The organism is Gilliamella mensalis (assembly GCF_900103085.1).
Lineage (GTDB): Bacteria > Pseudomonadota > Gammaproteobacteria > Enterobacterales > Orbaceae > Gilliamella > Gilliamella mensalis.
On the sequence record NZ_FMWR01000011.1, the window covers coordinates 43,762 to 63,452 of the forward strand.

13 protein-coding genes are annotated in these 19,691 nt (G+C 34.7%); 6 read left to right on the top strand and 7 right to left on the bottom strand.

All coding sequences use genetic code 11. The features are described 5' to 3' along the window. Positions 1–1,722, bottom strand: coding sequence for a proline--tRNA ligase (proS, locus tag BQ5209_RS06310; protein ID WP_085247698.1), 1,722 nt, complete (start codon positions 1,720–1,722; stop codon positions 1–3). 461 nt (positions 1,723–2,183) lie between these two features. On the opposite strand from proS, the gene BQ5209_RS06315 reads away from it, so the two are divergent. Together BQ5209_RS06315 and BQ5209_RS06320 are read left to right on the top strand one after the other, a co-directional pair. Continuing rightward, positions 2,184–3,476, top strand: coding sequence for a serine/threonine transporter (locus BQ5209_RS06315; RefSeq protein WP_208609967.1), 1,293 nt, complete (start codon positions 2,184–2,186; stop codon positions 3,474–3,476). A 291-nt stretch (positions 3,477–3,767) separates the two neighbouring features. Beyond that, positions 3,768–5,135, top strand: a complete 1,368-nt coding sequence (locus tag BQ5209_RS06320; protein WP_085247700.1) for an L-serine ammonia-lyase — start codon at positions 3,768–3,770, stop codon at positions 5,133–5,135. Positions 5,136–5,581: 446 nt separating this feature from the next. Here BQ5209_RS06320 and mpl read toward each other — a convergent pair whose 3' ends face one another. From mpl to xerD, 4 genes are all read right to left on the bottom strand, one after another. Beyond that, positions 5,582–6,973, bottom strand: a complete 1,392-nt coding sequence (gene mpl / locus BQ5209_RS06325) for a UDP-N-acetylmuramate:L-alanyl-gamma-D-glutamyl-meso-diaminopimelate ligase (RefSeq protein WP_085247701.1) — start codon at positions 6,971–6,973, stop codon at positions 5,582–5,584. Positions 6,974–7,091: 118 nt separating this feature from the next. Beyond that, a complete protein-coding gene (gene recJ, locus BQ5209_RS06330; RefSeq protein WP_085247702.1) occupies positions 7,092–8,828 on the bottom strand; it encodes a single-stranded-DNA-specific exonuclease RecJ in 1,737 nt (578 codons plus the stop codon). A gap of 79 nt (positions 8,829–8,907) precedes the next feature. Further along, a complete protein-coding gene (gene dsbC / locus BQ5209_RS06335) occupies positions 8,908–9,612 on the bottom strand; it encodes a bifunctional protein-disulfide isomerase/oxidoreductase DsbC (protein ID WP_085247703.1) in 705 nt (234 codons plus the stop codon). A 24-nt stretch (positions 9,613–9,636) separates the two neighbouring features. Continuing rightward, positions 9,637–10,551, bottom strand: a complete 915-nt coding sequence (gene xerD / locus BQ5209_RS06340; protein ID WP_085247704.1) for a site-specific tyrosine recombinase XerD — start codon at positions 10,549–10,551, stop codon at positions 9,637–9,639. A gap of 1,051 nt (positions 10,552–11,602) precedes the next feature. On the opposite strand from xerD, the gene grxB reads away from it, so the two are divergent. Next, positions 11,603–12,253, top strand: a complete 651-nt coding sequence (grxB, locus tag BQ5209_RS06345; protein ID WP_085247705.1) for a glutaredoxin 2 — start codon at positions 11,603–11,605, stop codon at positions 12,251–12,253. Between the two features lie 1,048 nt (positions 12,254–13,301). Here grxB and BQ5209_RS06350 read toward each other — a convergent pair. Continuing rightward, positions 13,302–14,342, bottom strand: a complete 1,041-nt coding sequence (locus BQ5209_RS06350; protein WP_085247706.1) for a tagatose 1,6-diphosphate aldolase — start codon at positions 14,340–14,342, stop codon at positions 13,302–13,304. A gap of 239 nt (positions 14,343–14,581) precedes the next feature. On the opposite strand from BQ5209_RS06350, the gene BQ5209_RS06355 reads away from it, so the two are divergent. From BQ5209_RS06355 to BQ5209_RS06365, 3 genes are all read left to right on the top strand, one after another. Then, positions 14,582–15,901, top strand: a complete 1,320-nt coding sequence (locus BQ5209_RS06355) for an MFS transporter (protein ID WP_085247707.1) — start codon at positions 14,582–14,584, stop codon at positions 15,899–15,901. Positions 15,902–16,204: 303 nt separating this feature from the next. After that, positions 16,205–17,239 (top strand): alcohol dehydrogenase AdhP, encoded by a 1,035-nt coding sequence (gene adhP / locus BQ5209_RS06360; protein ID WP_085247708.1) that lies wholly within the window; start codon positions 16,205–16,207, stop codon positions 17,237–17,239. Between the two features lie 175 nt (positions 17,240–17,414). Next, positions 17,415–18,863 carry an APC family permease gene (locus BQ5209_RS06365; RefSeq protein WP_085247709.1) on the top strand — a complete coding sequence of 483 codons (1,449 nt, stop codon included), beginning with the start codon at positions 17,415–17,417 and terminating at the stop codon, positions 18,861–18,863. A gap of 97 nt (positions 18,864–18,960) precedes the next feature. Here the strand turns inward: BQ5209_RS06365 and rimL are convergent, their stop codons facing one another. Further along, positions 18,961–19,512, bottom strand: coding sequence for a 50S ribosomal protein L7/L12-serine acetyltransferase (gene rimL / locus BQ5209_RS06370; RefSeq protein ID WP_085247710.1), 552 nt, complete (start codon positions 19,510–19,512; stop codon positions 18,961–18,963). Between the last annotated feature and the right edge of the window lie 179 nt (positions 19,513–19,691).

Here is a 19,691-nt window from a genome sequence, read left to right on the forward strand (position 1 = left end):
TTATGCCTTATGCTGACGATTTTTGATAAATTCAATAATATTATCAACGTTTACCATTTCTTTATTACCACCAGCACGATGTTTGTATTCAACTTCGCCATTTTCAAGATTGCGCTCACCAATTACTATCGAGTGTGGAATGCCTATTAGTTCCGCATCAGCAAACATCACACCTGGGCGCTCTTTACGGTCGTCAAAGAGTACCTCAATGCCAGCTGCTTGTAGATCAGCGTAAAGTTTTTCAGCTGTTGCTTGGACTTTTTCTGATTTGTGCATATTCATTGGAATAATCACGACACTAAATGGCGCAATCGCTTCTGGCCAAACAATACCACGTTCATCATGACATTGTTCAATTGCCGCAGCCACAATTCGGCTTACACCAATCCCATAGCAACCCATGATCATGACGTGATTTTGCCCATCTTCACCTTGTACAGTGGCTTTCATTGCTTGTGAGTATTTTGTACCAAGTTGGAAGATATGCCCAACTTCAATACCGCGTTTGATTTGTAATGTTCCTTTGCCATCAGGACTGATGTCACCTTCAACCACGTTGCGGATATCTTCAATACGTGGCAGGGCAACGTCGCGCTGCCAATTAATATTAAAATAATGTTTATGATCAATATTGGCACCAGCGCTAAAATCGCTCATAACGGCCACATCGCGATCAATAATAATTGGCATATTTAAGTTAATTGGACCTAATGATCCTGGTCCAGCATTAACTAACGCGCGGATCTCTTCTTCGGTTGCAAATTCTAGTGGTGAGGCTACGATATCAATTTTTTCGGCTTTGATTTCGTTTAAGGTGTGGTCTCCACGGACTAATAGCGCAACAAGTTGGTGACCGCTTTCTTTTGTGGCTTTCACCATTAGGGTTTTCACGGTTTTTTCAATTGGTAAATTGAATTGTTCAACTAATTCTTCAATTGTTTTGGCGTTTGGTGTATCAACCAGTTCCATTGCTTTAGTCGGCGCTGAGCGTTTTTGTGTTGGCGCTTGTGCTTGTGCCATTTCGATATTAGCCGCATAGTCCGATTCTGTTGAAAACACGATGTCGTCTTCACCACTGTCGGCCAATACTTGGAACTCATGTGACCAGTTACCACCAATCGATCCAGTGTCAGCGCGCACTGCTCTAAAGTTTAAACCTGCGCGTGTAAATACTGCACTATAGGCTTTATACATATCATCATAAGTTTCTTGCAATGATGCTTGTGTGGTATGGAAAGAGTATGCATCTTTCATAATAAATTCACGCGAACGCATCACACCAAAACGTGGGCGTACTTCATCACGAAATTTAGTTTGAATTTGATAGACATTAAGTGGTAATTGTTTGTACGAACTGACTTCATTACGGAGTAAGTCAGTAATCACTTCTTCATGGGTTGGTCCTAATACAAAATCACGATCACCACGGTCTTTAATCCGTAGTAGTTCAGGACCATATTGTTCCCAACGTCCACTTTCTTGCCAAATATCAGCAGGTTGTACAACGGGCATGAGTACTTCTATTGCGCCTGCTTTGTTCATCTCTTCACGAACAATATTTTCTACTTTTTTAAGGACTCGGTAACCAGTGGGAAGCCAAGTATATAAACCAGCAGCCACTTTACGGATCATGCCGGCACGTAACATTAATTGATGGCTAATGACTTCTGCATCAGCGGGGGTTTCTTTTAACGTTGAAAGAAGATATTTACTGGTTCGCATAAATTTATCCCGAAAATAATTTATTTATAAATATAATAAAAATGTGAGCTAGTTTAGCAGTACCAAGCACAACACTAAAGTAATTTTATCGCTATTTTAAATATAAAACTAACGGTAAAACCTTAAAACAACATTAAATAAACGTTTTTTAGGTTATTGGTCGACCGTAAGTTATTTTACGATATAGGTGCCAATTCTTTTGTCTATGAATTCTTAGTTATTGTCATTTAGCCGTCAATGCAATTTGCAATAAAACGGTAGATTGTTTTATTTAGTAAAAATCAAAATTGATACTTTATTCGTTTTTAATTTGTTTGGTATCAAATTGAATATCATTTATTATATTGATTATATTTGATTTTTAATTGATAGTGTGATTGAGATCACTTTGTAATAGTCGTTCATTTGATATTATATTTACAGCATATTTAATTAAGGAGTAGTATAAAATGAGTAAGTTAATGACTAACAAAGCTGTAATAGAGTCAAAGAATGGATCAGTATTACCCAAATGGCAAAAAAGTGATACATTATGGATGCTTAGCCTGTATGGTACCGCGATTGGTGCTGGCGTGCTTTTTCTACCAATTAATGCGGGGGTAGGCGGATTAATTCCATTATTGGTTATGCTGGTTCTTGCTTTTCCAATGACATTTTTTGCTCACCAAGCTTTGTGTCGATTTGTATTATCAGGCAAAAGTCGTGAAGGTGATATCACCGTTGTGGTTGAAGAGGCTTTTGGGCGAACAGCAGGAAACTGGATAACAGTGCTTTATTTTTTTGCAATTTATCCGATATTATTAGTCTATAGTGTTGGCATTACTAACACGGTAGATAGTTTTATGGTTCACCAACTAGGAATGGAATCACTACCACGAGCTTTACTTTCATTTGTTTTAGTTGCATTTTTAATGTCAATTGTTCACTTTGGTGAAGAACTTATTGTTAAAGTTATGTCTATATTGGTTTTTCCATTTATTGCTGTTTTAATGATTTTAGCTTTATTTTTAATTCCGCAATGGCATGGTGAAATTTTTGCTAATTTATCTTTTGGCAGTAATGGTAGTGATGGTGAACAAAGTATTTTAATGACACTTTGGCTAGTAATTCCTGTTATGGTTTTTGCCTTTAATCACTCGCCGATTATTTCATCTTTAGCTGTTGCTAAACGTAAAGAATATGGTGAAATTTATGCTGCTCCAAAATGTACTAAAATTATTGCAGCAAGTAATATAATGATGGTTGTCACAGTTATGTTTTTTGTTTTTAGCTGTGCATTTTGTTTAACTCCAGCAGAGCTTTTAGAAGCGAAAGCGCAGAATATTTCAACGCTATCTTATTTGGCTAATCGTTTTAACTCACCTGTTATTGAATATATTGGTCCTCCAATTGCCTTTATTGCTATGGCAAAATCGTTTTTAGGCCATTATCTAGGTGGTAAAGAAGGTTTTAACGGTATTGTTAATAAAGTCTTGCGTAGCCGCAATAAAACAATTTCAGAAAAGAAACTTGATAAACTTGCTATTGTATTTATGTTTGTAACAGCATGGGGCATTGCCACACTAAATCCTAGTATTTTAGGTCTTATTGAATCACTTGGTGGTCCTATTTTAGCGATATTATTGTTTTTAATGCCGATGTATGCAATTCATAAATTACCTGTATTAGCAAAATATCGGGGAAAACCAAGTAATGTGTTTATAGTTGCTATGGGGCTAGTTGCGATTTCAGCTGCTATCTATAATTTATTATAAAATTGATTAGATGGTTAATAACCACCTATTTATGCAATAAATAAAACCCGTCGATATTCATCGATGGATAAAAAGTCTATTGGTAAACTTGACTAACTGTAAAATAAACATTAATTACTAATGAATATTAAAAACTTATTTTCATAATCTTTAAAAGTGATGCTTAGCTATCACTATGACAATTAATGCGATGTGTTGATGAGGTTATTTTTATTTAACTAGTAAAAAAATTTATAAAGTTATAACTAGGTCATCAGTATTAATTTTTTTTGGCATCAAAAAGGAAAAAATATGAGTTCAGTATTTGAAATATTTAAGATAGGTATTGGTCCTTCAAGTTCGCATACAGTAGGGCCAATGAGAGCAGGGAAGGCATTTATCGATCAACTAATCGATAATGATATGATGTCATCAGTAACAAAAATTGTAGCTGATGTTTATGGTTCTTTGTCATTAACAGGTAAAGGGCACCAAACTGATATTGCTATCATTATGGGGTTAGCGGGTGAAAAACCTGATACTGTTAATATTGATAATATCCCGGTTTTTATGGAAAAATTAAGCCAAACTCACCGTTTACCGATTTATCATAATCGTTACGAAATCGACTTTGCTTTGGATAGTTGTATGGTGTTTCATTCTAACTTTTTGCCATTACATGAAAATGGCATGACGTTAAGTGCCTATAATGGTAATACATTACTATTGCAAAAAACGTATTATTCCATTGGCGGTGGTCAAATTGTTGAGGCAGAAAATTTTGGTCAACAAAAGCAAGATTCAGTAAAACTTCCTTATCCATTTTCTTCCGCTGCACAACTATTAAAACATTGTGAAGATAATTCATTGTCAATTTCCAGTATTATGATGAAAAATGAGTTGCAATTACACAATTATGAAGAAATTGAAGATTATTTTTCTCGCGTTGGGCAAACGATTTTGGAATGTATCAAGCGTGGAATAAATACTGAAGGACTATTACCTGGACCACTAAAAGTTCCACGTCGTGCGTTTTCGTTATATCGTCAATTATCTACTACCAAAGATAAAATTATTAGTGATCCAATGGTGATTATTGATTGGGTAAATATGTTTGCACTTGCCGTTAGTGAAGAAAATGCGGCCGGTGGGCGAGTGGTGACGGCGCCAACAAATGGTGCATGTGGCATTATACCTGCGGTGCTTGCTTATTATGATAAATTTATTAATCCGGTTACGCCCGATATTTATATCCGATTTTTTCTAACTTGTGGTGCGATAGGACAACTTTATCAAATTAATGCGTCTATTTCTGGTGCTGAAGTTGGATGTCAAGGAGAAGTTGGCGTTGCTTGTTCTATGGCTGCAGCAGGACTTGCTGAGCTTTTAGGGGGGAATCCTGAGCAAGTTTGCATGGCTGCCGAAATTGCAATGGAGCATAACTTAGGATTGACCTGCGATCCAGTTGCTGGTCAAGTGCAGGTACCTTGTATTGAGCGTAATGCCATTGCTGCAGTAAAATCAATCAATGCAACAAGAATGGCTTTAAGACGAATTACTGCGGCAAAAGTATCATTAGATAAGGTGATTAAAACCATGTATGAAACAGGAAAAGATATGAACGCAAAATATCGAGAAACATCACGTGGTGGACTAGCAATTACGGTTCATTGTAATTAGATGCGTTATTGTTGCATCTAATCCGCCGATTTTACAATCGGCTAAGATTTAAACTGTAGCTCATGCAATTTCCAGCACAACAACTTATTCTATTTTTACTGTGTATTGATTTTTTCGTTTGGCTACTCTGTTTTGCTCTGATGAAATAATAGGGATAACTTCGTTATAAGTAAGCAACTTATTAAGCTGAGCAAGTTCACTTAATCCACGAAGAGCACAAATCAAGGTTTATAATGTGATCAATTTATCATGCTTAATATGTTTTATTATTGCAATACTAATTCCAGTTTTTTCAGCCTGTTTTGCTAAGATAATGTTGTAATTCTTTCTACTTTTATTTTGCGGCATAACATAGTAATCATTTCGCTAGTTTTATTTATGAAATATCTTTCTTATATGAGATGCCATGTGATGTAGCTTATTTCATATTGCTATTAACATTGCCATTAATTTAATGGCAATTTTTCTTGATCTTTGATTTGTTGCTTTTCTAGGCTTTCTAAAATTTTGTTATGAATACCGCCAAAATCACCATTACTCATAATTAAAATTGCATCTGTTGGTCGAGCTGATTTTGTGATCATTTCAACCAATAAATCAATATCACCGGTCCAGTAAGCGGGTTGAATACATGCTTCAACCACATCTGCTACTAACCAAGGTAGCTGTTCAGGTTGAAAGATGAAAATTTCGTCAGCACGTCCAAGTGATGGAGCCAGTTCATCTTTAGATACCCCTAATTTCATTGTGTTTGAGCGGGGTTCAAGTACGACTAAAATACGGCGATTAGCGCCAATTTTACTGCGTAATGCTTCTAAAGTAGCTAAAATTGCCGTTGGATGATGAGCAAAGTCGTCATAGATTTCGATGTTATTAACTTCACCATACAGCTCTAAACGTCTTTTTGCATTAATAAACGAGCCTAATGCTAAGCAAGCATCAACTGGATCAATGCCCACATTATGAGCGGCTGCAATTGCCATTAATGCATTATGCATATTATGTTCGCCAACTAATGCATATTTTACTTCGCCTACTTTTTTATTGTTATACAAAACAGCAAAATGGCTTGCATCGTTATTCATACGTTGAGCTAACCAGCCAGTTTCTGATTCAGTAAAGGTTTGTTCGCTCCAGCAGCCTTTTGCTAATACTTGTTTTAAATTTACATCATCTTGTGGTGCGATGATAAGTCCTTTACTTGGCACTAAACGAACTAAGTGGTGAAACTGTTTTTGAATTGAACTAAGATCATCAAAAATATCTGCATGATCAAATTCTAAATTGTTCATGATCAATGTTTTAGGGCAGTAGTGCATAAATTTTGAACGTTTATCAAAGAATGAACAGTCATATTCGTCCGCTTCAATGACAAAAAAATTACCTTCACCTAATCTTGCTGATACATCAAAATTACCCGGCACACCACCAATAATAAAACCTTGTTTATAATTTTGTTTTTCTAAAATCCAATTGATCATACCGGCTGTTGTGGTTTTGCCATGTGTGCCAGCAACAGCAATGACCCAGCGATCGCGTAACACGTTATCATGTAGCCATTGCGGTGCTGAAATATAAGGAATGTTATTATCCAAGATATATTCAACGCAAGGATTACCTCTTGATAGGGCATTGCCAATGATGACTAAATCAGGTGTAGATGTGAGTTGTGATGGATCATATCCTTCAATAATATCAATGTGTTCTTTCTGTAAAAGTGTACTCATTGGCGGATAAATATTTTTATCTGAACCTGTTACTTTATGACCTAGGGAACGGGCTATTAATGCAATCCCTGCCATAAATGTGCCACAAATCCCAAGAATATGAATATGCATTTTAAATCCTTAACGTTGTATAAATATGATATAGATGATGTTGGGCTATCATTGTCGATTTGACTACTAATCAGATGTAAATTTAGCACAATCTTTAATTATAATCGATTCTACCTGCTTATGCGATAGACCATAGATGTTTAATCATTAATTGTGGTGCTTGGTTACCACGAAACTCATCTATATCGAGATGATAAACTGCTTTTACATTTTTTATTGATTGATCTGGCCATTGCTGTCGATTTACATTAAAAAATATCCCCTCAATAAGTGGACCACCATTTTGGGGTTCTAATACTAATTTTAGGTGTTTGTTGGCCAATAATCGTTGCTGATGAATAGTAAACTCACCATCAAAAATGGGAGCACCAAATCCTTCGCCCCATGGACCTGATTCTTTTAACTGCTTGGCAATGTGGTAAGTAAGATCTTGACTGTCTATTTCACCATCAGTTTCAATGATAGGTTCTAGCAAATCAGGTTTTAAATGTGTGTCTAAAAGAGTCTCAAAGCTACTTTTAAAACGTTGTAAATCTTCTTCACGAATAGTTAATCCCACAGCCATTGCGTGACCGCCAAAGCTTACTATTAAATCAGGATGTTGCTGATTTAATTCATCGATGAGATCACGTAGATGAACGCCCGGAATTGAGCGACCAGAACCTTTTAAAAAACCATCTTGAGTTGATGCGAACGATATAACGGGTCGATAATATTTATCTTTTAAACGTGAAGATAGGATCCCAATAATACCTTGATGCCATTCAGGATGGTAAAACACAAGTAAGTGAGGAATTGATATGTTTTGTTTTTCGATTTCTTGAATAAACGATAAAGCTTCTTTATGCATCGTTTGTTCAATGAGCTTGCGATCATTATTGAGATTATCAAGATCGGTGGCTTTGTTGATAGCGGAATCATAATTATCGCAAAGTAATAATTGAACACCCAATGCCATATTGTCCATTCTGCCTGCAGCGTTTAATCTGGGCGCTATATAAAAAGCCAAATCTGTTGAAGTTAAAGAAGTTCGATCTTTTTTAGCGATATGTAATAAGGCTTTGATACCTTCACTACAATATCCAGATCGAATTCTATTTATACCTTGGTGAACTAAAATACGATTATTATGATCGAGTTTAACTACGTCAGCAATAGTACCCAAAGCAACTAAATCTAATAAATTTGCCACATTATATTCGGTCAAATTATTATCTGCGAACCAATTTTCTTGTCGTAGTTTTGCGCGTAAAGCCAGCATCAAATAAAAAGCTACACCAACACCGGCTAAATGCTTAGACGGGAAAGAACAGTTTGGTAAATTAGGATTGATTATGGCATCGGCGTTCGGTAACTGTTCTGGGCATAAATGGTGATCGGTAATAATCACCGATAAGTTTGATCTTTTTGCAAAATCAACAGCTTCATTAGCTGAAATGCCGTTGTCAACGGTAATAATGAGCTGTGTATTTTGTAAAATGGCTTTTTTAACAACCGAAACGCTTAACCCATATCCATCGTCAAAGCGATCTGGAATGATATAATCAACAAAAAGGCAGCCCATATTTTTTAGTGCTTTGATAGTTAAGGCAGTGCTTGTCGCGCCATCGGTATCAAAATCGCCAACAACCATAATGCGCTTATTATTCTTCATTGCTAAATAAAGAATTTCAACGGCTTTATCAATACCCGCTAATTTATTGTAATTGAATAGATTGCGAGTAGTATAGTCGAGCTCTTGCATGCTAGAAATACCACGCAATGCATAAATTCGCTGTAATAATAACGGAATATCATCAGGAAATTCTGGATATACTTCAGGTAATTTGCGATGTATTAATCTATTATTTTTCATATGTTATATGCTAGCGCATTCGCACTAGCATGTTTTTTTACCTTCGATTTAAGTTTAAAAAACCATAATTTTTTAATGGCTATTTAGCTGTTTTTTTATCTAACATTTCAATTAGTTTATCGGCTTTTACATAACCTGAAACAAGTTGTCCATTAGGTAAAAAAATTGCCGGTGTACCGTTAATGCCAAGTCGTTTACCAACATTAAATTGTTGTGTTACATAAGGTACCATGCTACTTGCTGGTGCAATTGTATCGCCTTTATATGCCTTTTCAAATGCTGCTTTGCGATCAGCCATACTCCAAATAGATTGCATGTTTTTACCAACATCACTGTCATCACCAGCACGTGGAAATGCAAAATAGTGTACAGAAATACCCGCATCTAAATATTGGTTGATATTTTCATGAAGTAATTTACAGTAATGACAAGTGTAATCAGTAAAGACTGAAATGATGTATTTTTCATTTTTAGCTTTATAAACAATGGCATCTTTTTCAATTGACTTGATTAGTTTAAGATTGTTGCTATTAGCAATGTTTTCAGGTTCATCACCTTGTACATCATAGATAGGACCTTGGGTTAAGTATCTACCATCTTCAGTCACATAAAAAATACCCTCTGGAGTGCTAACACTTTTAAGTCCTTGTACTGGGCTATTAGTAATATTTAGATCTTTACTATCATAACCCAATTTATTGAAAGATTTTTCAATATCAATATTACTTGCTAATACTGAAGTTGAAATTAAAGCTAAACCTAAACATAAAACTAATTTTTTCATTCAATTATCCTTATTTTTTCAACCCTATGCTCGAGGATGATGTTTACTGTGTAACTGTTTTAATCTTTCTGTCGCCACATGTGTATAAATTTGTGTTGTTGATAAACTACTGTGTCCGAGCAACATTTGCACAACACGCAAATCCGCACCATGATTGAGCAGATGTGTCGCAAAAGCATGTCGCAATACATGGGGTGAAAGAGCATCAATATTAATACCAGTTAGTATGGCATAATATTTGATTCGATGCCAGAAGGTCTGTCGAGTCATTTTTTTTCCTAATCGACTAGGAAAAAGTACATCCACAGGACCTGCTTTTAAAAGATCATTTCTAGCATATTTAAAATAATATTCAAGCCAATAAACAGCTTCTTCCCCAAGTGGCACCAGACGCTCTTTATTACCTTTACCAATCACTCTTACCACCCCTTGGCGCAGACTAACTTCACTCATTTCTAAGCTCACTAATTCCGATACGCGTAAACCTGTAGCATAAAGCACTTCTAACATTGCTTTATCTCGAAGCTCGATAGGATCTTCTATATTTGGTGATTCAAGTAATGCATCAACTTGCGATTCAGTTAAATCTTTAGGTAATTTTTTGGGCAGCTTGGGGGAAGATAATACTGCGGTAGGATCATCGGTGCGATAATTTTCTTGATATAAATACTGAAAAAAACGTTTAGTTGCGCTAAGTAAACGTGCAGAACTACTTGCTTTATACCCATCTTTTACGCGTTGCATTAAAAATTCTTGTAAATTATGTGTTTGAGCTGTCAGAAAGATGACTTTTTGTTGTTGTAAAGATTGACTTAATGCCAACAAATCAAGCCGATAAGATTCAATTGTATTTTCAGCTAAGTTTCTTTCTAACCACAATGAGTCTAAAAACTGTTCTATTAATATTTTATTTTGGGTGGGGGTGTCTTGGCTAGACATCAATGATTATCTCTACATTATAGTTATTTTTTATATTATATCCTAACTGTCAATAATTTGCAGTTTGGTCAGTTAGTTACCTTTTAGAATAACTTATAGTCGTTTCTAATTTATAAATGTTTAGTCAAATGTAAGTCTTTTATACTAAAACACTTGCTTTTCTGAAACTTTTTGGCAATCATTTTTTAAATAAATTATTTTGGAGCATTATTATTATATTTTTGATGAACTACTATTTGTTTTTTGGTGCTAATTGTTAAAACGTGTGATAACCATCGTATCAATCAAACATTCATAAAACTTGCCTGCCCTTAAATGAATGGAAAAGCCCAAAAAGATAGATACTTTTATGAAGATGTCGCGTTTGCTTTTAGGCTACATTTTTTGTAAAAAGTATTCAGGTGTCTATATCGTTTAATTATTAATTGAAAATTTGCAGTATCTATTTATAGCAAAAAGAAATATTAACTTTTCTATAGCACTATATGTGCCATTAGTTATTGATCTTGAAACTTATCATTATTGGCATATTCAGCTTTGTCCATCACAATCAAGTACGCCAATTGGTCGGATCGTATATTACTACCGCTTTTTACGTTTTTATTAAATTTTATATTGGTATTGCGCTGTTTTGCTAACTATCAATCTTAATTGTTATTGATGTAGTTTTAAAGTTATTCACTGGAATGGGTTGGTTAGTCAGATTATAACTGCTATTGTGTATAACATCGTGTTAAGAGGAATTCATACACTACTTTACTTAGTGTTCTGAGAGTCGCTAATGAAAGTTTATCTGTTGCTATTCCTGTTTTGGGATTATTGAGTTGGTTTATTTTGGGACTATTTCGATGAATTGATTTAAATGTCATTTGGGGGATCGTTTTTGTCGATGATTGGATATGGCATTTATAATTTTTTCGAGGTTACTATACCAATCAAAATCCATATCCTTTTATTAATTTTGTGCGGATTGGTTACTCCCAAAACACTGTTTACCGTGTTAAGGATTAGCCTTTTTATTTTGAGTGATTGAATATTTAAGGAGTCGAAAATGAAGCTGTATATTTATGAGCATTGTCCTTTTTGTGTAAGGGCAAGAATGATATTTGGTCTAAAAAACATACCGGTTGAATTGCAAGTGTTGCTGAGTGATGATTCTCAATCGCCAGAGCGTATGATTGGCGAAAAAATGGCACCCATTTTACAAAAAGAGGATGGCAGCTATATGCCTGAAAGTTTAGATATTGTTGATTATATTGATAATAATTATGGTGGTGATCCCATTTTAGTTGGACCTAAATCCCCAAATATTGCAGAGTTAATCAAACAGTTGCAACAATATGATTATAAGTTAGAGTGTCCCCGTTATATAAAGCTCGGCTTAGCTGAATTTGCAACACAAAGTGCGATTGATTATTTTGTCACTAGTAAAGTTGGTAAATTAGGATCGTTTGACGAATGTTTAGCACAAACTGATTCGTTAGTGTCTGCCGTATCTGCGGTATTAAATCAGCTTGAATTATTGATTGTTTCGCCAGATGCGTGTAATGGACAATTATCTTTAGATGATATCTGTTTGTTTCCCGTTTTACGCAATTTGACGTGTGTTAAAAGCTTAACTTTTCCGCCTAAAATTAAAGCTTATATACAATCCATGGCAAAACTCAGTAAAGTTAATTTATTTTTTGATAAAGCCATTTAATTATTAGGCAGTTAGATCTAGCGTTTTATTTATCGTTAAACTAAGGTTTAAGAAAAAGCCAGATTGTTTACACTTCATGATTAACATAATCATTTAATAACGCATAAGGCGTTTTATTTAAAATCGCTTTATGCGGTTTAACTATATTATAAATGTGAATCAATCATTTTCTATCTTTTGCATCGCTAACTATATGTTGATTACGCCACATAGCTATTAAAGTACGTCTCTCTTTCAGCTTTCCCATTCGTTTATTAGCGGGTTGGTTTATAAGTTTTCGATTAATAGATGGTGATCATACGTTTTAACAAATGAGATACTAAAAATTCTTAATAAATCACGAAACGGTATAGAATCCTGAATATTTTTTACAAAAATATAATCTAAAAAGCGAACACTATATCTTTATTAAAGTTCCTATCTTGTATTCATTTTAAGTCAGTCAACTTTTATTTTTGGATTGATACGATGAATATTAACGTTTTAACAAATGAGATACTAAAAATACTTAATAAATCGCCAAACGGTATAGAATCCTGAATATTTTTTACAAAAAAATATAATCTAAAAAGTGAACAGTTGTATAAATATTCCATAGTAAGACACAACAGATGTAGAAAATTATGTGACCTGTTTTCGTATTTTATATGCAAGGGGAGCTATGTGATGTAATACCTGATGACACCTTTCGGCATTATGAATGGAATGTTATGGGTAGATGTTTGGTGTCGTCATGAAGCATTTTGCTTAGATAGGTTTTGTTATTGCCTTTAGTTTGCAGTCTTAATTTATCTTTAATGGATTTTTCAATTTTGATCAAACAGTTAATACCATAACCGATGATTATTTTTTCTTTATGATATCAGCGCTATATCACTTGTCTGTAATAAGGCGTTAGTGTTGTTGTTCATGTATATCTATTACAGTCGTTTCTCAAATTACTGTAAATAATGCGAACAATTCCGGCAACTAAGGTTATAAACTTGTTATCATTACAAAAGAGAACAGGAAAATAGAAACAACCCCTGTTCTCTGTTCGGTTTGTTAATTAGTTACCTAATTTAACATCAATCACTTCAATATTATCTTTACCACCATAGATATCATACCAAGGTGTAGCGTATTGTTTTAATATCTTATTAAGGTGCTCAACATTTTCACGACCAGTTTGATCTAACCAACGCTTTAATCCCTCTTTTCCACCATTTGCATAGGCGGCAACTCCTTCAAACCATGTTGCACGACCACCTAAAATACCGCTATATTTAGCACCATGTTCACCGGCAAAAATGAGTTCTTGGTGGAAAGTTTTTGTTGGCACGCCAGCACTTAAATAAATGAAAGGGCGCGTTGCGGCATCGCTTGCTTGTTTAAAGTAGTCTGCTGCTTGTTTTTGCGTATAGACAACGATATTGTTGTCGTTAAAGCCTTCTACGTTTTTAAAGAGCACAGGGACTTCGACTTTTAAAATATCAATGTAATATTGCTCTTTAGTAAATTCTTTAATGGTATTAATGACTTTTTGTGGTTTGATTTTTGCAAATTCTGGGCTTTTATCGTCAGTTATCACGTTATCATATACAATAGGTTCAACAAAAACTGGAATATCAGCAGCTCTTGCCTCATTGCCTAAACGTTCTAAAAAAGCGTGCTTTTTATCTAAAATATCTTGAGGATCATCAGGATTATAATAAACCAATACTTTTGCGGCATCCGCCCCTTTTTTTATTAAACGTTGTAATGAATCTTCTGGCAAAATATCGGGTAATCGCCCTGGCGTATTGGCGTCATATCCCGTTTTTTCGTATGACATGATTAATCCAGCATTGCTATTTTTGGCTGTCATGCCTTTAAAGCCATATTCTTCATCTAACAAAATTGCACTGACATATTTAGTTAACTCTTGAGAGACAAGTTCTTTAAATTCATACACCATATCAATATGATAACGATCTTTACCAACGGCCGATTCCATCATCTTAACCATTGAACCTCGTTGATCTATCGCTAATGCAGCGATAACGCCATCTTGGTTTGATAATTGCTGCATACGTGTGAATTTGCCACGAGAAATACATTTTTTAGCCATTTTATAGCTCTCCATTTAGTAAGATGTACTATTGTAGTTTTTTTGTTTGACTATTTATTAATCATTCGTGCTAGTTTTAGCGCTATACTTTATTAAAGCGAACTCAATTATTATGTAATGCGATGATGATTGAGTTTACATCATCGTGTGAGCAAATATTTCCTTTAAAAAAATAAGCGTTAGGGTATAGTAGTTCACAATATTAAACTGTCTGTAAACAATAACTTACAAGGATCCTCATGCAAGATGTAGTAACCCATACACCGACAAGAACTCTAAATGCTCAGGACTATAAAACATTGGCACTTTCCGCATTAGGTGGAGCATTAGAATTTTATGATTTTATTATTTTTGTCTTTTTTTCAATAACCATTAGTCACCTTTTTTTTCCGAATGATATGCCGGCTTGGCTAAGTCAAGTTCAAACCTTTGGTATTTTTGCTGCTGGATATTTGATTCGCCCATTCGGCGGTATTGTAATGGCGCACTTTGGCGATCTGTTCGGTCGCAAAAAAATGTTTACGCTAAGTATATTGCTTATGGCTTTACCAACCCTATTTATAGGATGTCTACCTACGTATACCCATATTGGTATTTTGGCTCCTTTGTTGTTACTGGTTATGCGATTGTGTCAGGGATTAGCGGTTGGCGGTGAAGTTCCGGGGGCTTGGACTTTTGTTGCTGAGCATGTGCCGAAAAATAAAATTGGATTGGCATGTGGCATTTTAACCAGTGGATTAAGTCTCGGTATTTTACTCGGTTCGTTAGTTTCAACGGCTATAAATAAATGCCTATCAGCCGAACAACTTATTGATTGGGGATGGCGTATGCCATTTATTATTGGTGGTGTTTTTGGATTGATTGCAATGTATTTACGTCGTTGGTTAAAAGAAACACCAATTTTTCTGGAAATGCAAAAGCGTAAACAACAAGAATTGGCTAAAAAAATACCGGTTATCACTGTGTTGACGCAGTATTTACCTCAGACTATTTTGTCAATGCTACTCACTTGGGTGCTGTCTGCGGGTATTATGGTCATTATGCTAATGACGCCAATTTTATTACAAAAGCAATTTGGCTACTCGCCGATCGATGCGTTGCAAGGGAATATACTAGCGATTATTGGGCTCATTATAAGTTGTACTTTTTATGGCATGATGGTTGATAAATTTGCTATGGGGAAAGTGATATTTATAGGTTGTGCTATTGCAACCATTGTTATCGCTATTTTTTACCTCTCATTAGATAACCCACACCTTTTATTCATGACTTATTCATTAGCTGGTTTTGGCGTTGGTATTGTGGGTTGTTTTGCTTATTTTATGGTGACTGTGTTTCCTACTCAGATTCGTTACAGTGGTGTCTCGTTTTCATTTAATATGGCTTACGCCATTACCGGCGGATTAACCCCTTTACTGATCTCCTTTTTGAGTGATTTTGTGAGCAAAATGGCACCTGCTATTTATGTTATTGGATTATTTGGATTTGGTGCATTGATTGGGTTATTTTTATTAATTAATGATAACAGTCAAAAGTATATAGCTAAAGATATTGCATAATAAATGATGACCGTAGAATTTTAATTATTATTTAATAATATGTTGAAATGGAAAGTATAAGAATTTATTCTTGCTTTCCATTTACCTGACTTACCTTATATTCAAACCTGCCAGATTTATTCATTTAAATGATATATCTAACTTATTTTGTTAAAAACTTTCAGGAAAGACTACGTTTTAGTATAGTTTATTAAATAATCAACACAATTTAATAAAATTGTGAAATAACTCAAATTTTTTAAGGGGGATTAGGTTAAAATAAAATCAATGATATTTTAATTTTAATATTTCCTAGGAGAAAAAATGAAAGCAGCAGTTATTAAACAACAGTGTGATGGTCAAGTCGAAATTAAAGATATCCCTGTTCGTCCTTTGGAAGCAGGAGAAGCACTTGTTGATGTTGAATATTGTGGTCTTTGCCATACGGATATCCATGTAGCATCGGGTGATTTTGGTAAAAAACCGGGGCGAGTTATTGGTCATGAAGGTGTAGGCATTGTGACTAAAATTGCCCCTGATGTAAAGAGCCTAAAAATTGGTGATCGTGTCAGTATTGCTTGGTTTCATGCCGGCTGTGGTACTTGTGAGTATTGTATTTCAGGTAATGAGACATTTTGTCGGAATGCGTTAAATTCTGGTTACAGCGTTGATGGCGGTATGGCAGAACAATGTATTGTTAAAGCGGATTATGCAGTTAAAGTGCCAGAAGGGCTCGATCCGGCACAAGCAACTAGCGTTACATGTGCAGGTGTCACGACATATAAAGGTATTAAAGTGGCTAATACAAAACCAGGTCAATGGCTTGCTGTATTTGGTATTGGTGGACTAGGTACACTTGCTATCGAATATGGTAAAAAAGTGTTTAACAATAAAGTCGTTGCAATTAGTAACAGTGATAGCCAACTAGAATTGTGTCGAAAATTAGGTGCTGATTTAGTCGTTAATCCTAAAAAAATTGAGGATGTAGGCGCTTATATTAAAGAGCATACTGCAGGTGGCGTACATGGTGCTGTTGTGACCTCGGTTACTAAAACTGCATTCAATCAAGCTATCAATTCTGTGCGACCTTTAGGACGTGTTGTTGCACTAGGCTTGCCTTCTGAAAATATGGATTTGAGTATTCCTAAAACGGTGTTAGATGGCATTCAAGTATTAGGTTCACTGGTTGGTACTCGTGAAGATTTAGCTGAAGCATTTCAATTTAGTGCTGAAGGTAAAGTGGTGCCGATAGTGGAAAAAAGACCATTAGAAGATATCAATGATATGATTGAGGAAATGAAAGCAGGTAAAATTCGAGGTCGTATGGTCGTTGATATGAAAATGAAGAAAAAGAAATAATTTTTCAAAAAGATAGCGAATAAAAAGTCAGTTTTTGCTGACTTTTTGTTTATTTTATCACGCTGATTTTTGATGTTTTTTTAATTAGGTAAAATTAATCTTTCTTGTATTTTATAAATAAATCCCTATCATGAATAGATTTTTCACGTTTATTTATATATTTAAGGGGATCTTTATGTCAGAACATAATTTAGAAAATAAATTGAGGAAAGATCTTGGTTTAGTTTCTGCATTATCACTGGTTGTGGGAATGGTTTTAGGGGCAGGTGCATTTATGAAACCCCCAGCAGTTCTAGAAGTAGCAGGTGATTATCATTATGCACTATTAGCTTGGATAATTGGTGGTGTTATTTCTATTTGTGGCGGGTTAACACTTTGTGAACTAGGTGTAATGTTTCCAAAAACTGGTGGAATGCTTGTTTATTTAGAAAAAATCTATGGTGCCAAAATTTCTCATCTTTATGGTTGGATGATGACAGTCATTTTTTCGCCTGCTTTGATCGGTGCATTAGTAGGCTATTTTAGCTCGGTATTTTGTTCATTATTTAATATTGAAAATACGTACAAAATGGCAGTAGGAGCTGGAGCATTAGGTTTTATCGCTTTTATTAATGCAATTGGTGTTAAACAAGCAGGGTACTTGCAGACCATTGCCACGGCTTGTAAATTGATCCCAATACTGTTATTAGCGATATTTGGGTTATGTCAAGGAAATGGGCAAGTTGCATTGTTTAGTGCTAGTGGTCAGGGTATTGAGACATATGCTCCTTTTGCTGTTGCGATCTTAGCGACATTATTTGCTTATGATGGTTGGGCTCAAGTTGCATCGGTTGCGGGTGAAATTAATAAGCCTGCTAAAGTATTACCTAAAGCAATTATTTTGGGAATTATATTTTTAGTCATTGTTTATGCTTGTATTAATATTGCATTATTTAAAATCTTTCCAGTTCAAGAGATGGTCTCATTAGGTCATGACGCTTCTTCTGTTGCATCGCAACGTCTGTTTGGACATTTAGGTGGTAATTTGGTTGCAGTTGGTATCATGGTCTCAATTTTGGGCGGAATTAATGGCTATATCATGACATTATCACGTACTATTTTTAGTATGGCTGAGCGAGGCAATATCGTTGGTGCGCGTTATTTAAGCACAATAGATGAAGACAGCCGTTCACCGGTAAATGCAATTTTAGTGCTTGTCGTTTTTTCATTTTTATACTCGGTATTATTAGATGCCGATCGTTTGTCTGAAATTTCAATGTTTTCGATTTGGGTTTTTTATTTATTAACTTTTATTGGTGTTATTATAGCCAGAAAAAAATACCCTAATATACCAAGATCTTATAAAGTAATTGGTTACCCACTTATTCCTATTATTGCCATTGCAGGTTCTATTTATGTCATTTATGGAATGCTGATTCATCAAACAGAAAATGGTATTGCATCAATTGTGCTGACATTAATTGGTTTACCCATGTACTATTATTATCAAAGTAAGAACCAACATAGAGATCTTTCAGTTGGTGAAGTGAAAAAGTATCGTGTCAAAACACAATACACTACAGCGATATTGGCAATCGGTGTTGTTGCTGTGTTAATCATGTATGGCAGTATGGCTAGTAAATAATACTGTGATTGCTGATTACATAGTTGTTTGATGCTATTTTATCGTAGCAATAAAAGAAACCAAAAGTTTTTGGTTTCTTTTAATTAAAATAATAGTTTCAAAGATAAGTTGAAATTAGACTATAAATGTTTTGATCGTAAAAAACATTATTTAAATACTCAGCTTGCTTAAGTGTACCTTCATAGCTAAAACCACATCGTCTGGCCACTTCATTGCTTTGCTTATTTTCAACAGAGCATTTAATAACGAAGCGTTTAATGATTCGCTTTGTCGCATAATATTTTGTTAGGGCATTAATGGCTTGTGTCATAACCCCTTGTCCTTGAACTCGGCTATCTAACCAATAACCCAGGTAGGCTGTTTTATTATTTTGATCGATTTGATTAAAAGAAAGCATTCCAACAGCGTTATTATTCAACATAATGACATAATTTTTTGACTGATTATTCTGATGTCTTGTTAAACAAGAATCTAAAAAATCAACGGTATCTTTTGGGTGAGTCACAAACTTAGGCCATGCCATAAATTGGCTAAAATACGCTCGATTAAAATCTATAACACGATACAGCTCAGCGGCAAATTCCCTTATTGGTGGTTTTAGAGAAATATGTTTATTAACATAAATACTCGCTTGTTTGGTACGATTCATGTTTATTTCTATCTTTTTATGCCTAAATATTTAATTTTACGGTCGGGTAGATAGCAGTTGTCACTAAAAATATCTGGCTGTCAATATAAAATAAGAATTACATTTTACTCATGATTGGCTTATTTTTTTCATATTAATATAGTATATAAAGCCCCTAATATGATTAGAGGCTATAGTAA

What these genes read in the sequence shown, in the direction of transcription:
- BQ5209_RS06355 (WP_085247707.1), top strand. Translation starts at nt 14,582, where the DNA reads ATGCAAGATGTAGTAACCCATACACCGACAAGAACTCTAAATGCTCAG.
- proS (WP_085247698.1), bottom strand. Translation starts at nt 1,722, where the DNA reads ATGCGAACCAGTAAATATCTTCTTTCAACGTTAAAAGAAACCCCCGCT.
- grxB (WP_085247705.1), top strand. Translation starts at nt 11,603, where the DNA reads ATGAAGCTGTATATTTATGAGCATTGTCCTTTTTGTGTAAGGGCAAGA.
- recJ (WP_085247702.1), bottom strand. Translation starts at nt 8,828, where the DNA reads ATGAAAAATAATAGATTAATACATCGCAAATTACCTGAAGTATATCCA.
- BQ5209_RS06320 (WP_085247700.1), top strand. Translation starts at nt 3,768, where the DNA reads ATGAGTTCAGTATTTGAAATATTTAAGATAGGTATTGGTCCTTCAAGT.
- BQ5209_RS06350 (WP_085247706.1), bottom strand. Translation starts at nt 14,342, where the DNA reads ATGGCTAAAAAATGTATTTCTCGTGGCAAATTCACACGTATGCAGCAA.
- adhP (WP_085247708.1), top strand. Translation starts at nt 16,205, where the DNA reads ATGAAAGCAGCAGTTATTAAACAACAGTGTGATGGTCAAGTCGAAATT.
- mpl (WP_085247701.1), bottom strand. Translation starts at nt 6,973, where the DNA reads ATGCATATTCATATTCTTGGGATTTGTGGCACATTTATGGCAGGGATT.
- BQ5209_RS06365 (WP_085247709.1), top strand. Translation starts at nt 17,415, where the DNA reads ATGTCAGAACATAATTTAGAAAATAAATTGAGGAAAGATCTTGGTTTA.
- dsbC (WP_085247703.1), bottom strand. Translation starts at nt 9,612, where the DNA reads ATGAAAAAATTAGTTTTATGTTTAGGTTTAGCTTTAATTTCAACTTCA.
- xerD (WP_085247704.1), bottom strand. Translation starts at nt 10,551, where the DNA reads ATGTCTAGCCAAGACACCCCCACCCAAAATAAAATATTAATAGAACAG.
- rimL (WP_085247710.1), bottom strand. Translation starts at nt 19,512, where the DNA reads ATGAATCGTACCAAACAAGCGAGTATTTATGTTAATAAACATATTTCT.
- BQ5209_RS06315 (WP_208609967.1), top strand. Translation starts at nt 2,184, where the DNA reads ATGACTAACAAAGCTGTAATAGAGTCAAAGAATGGATCAGTATTACCC.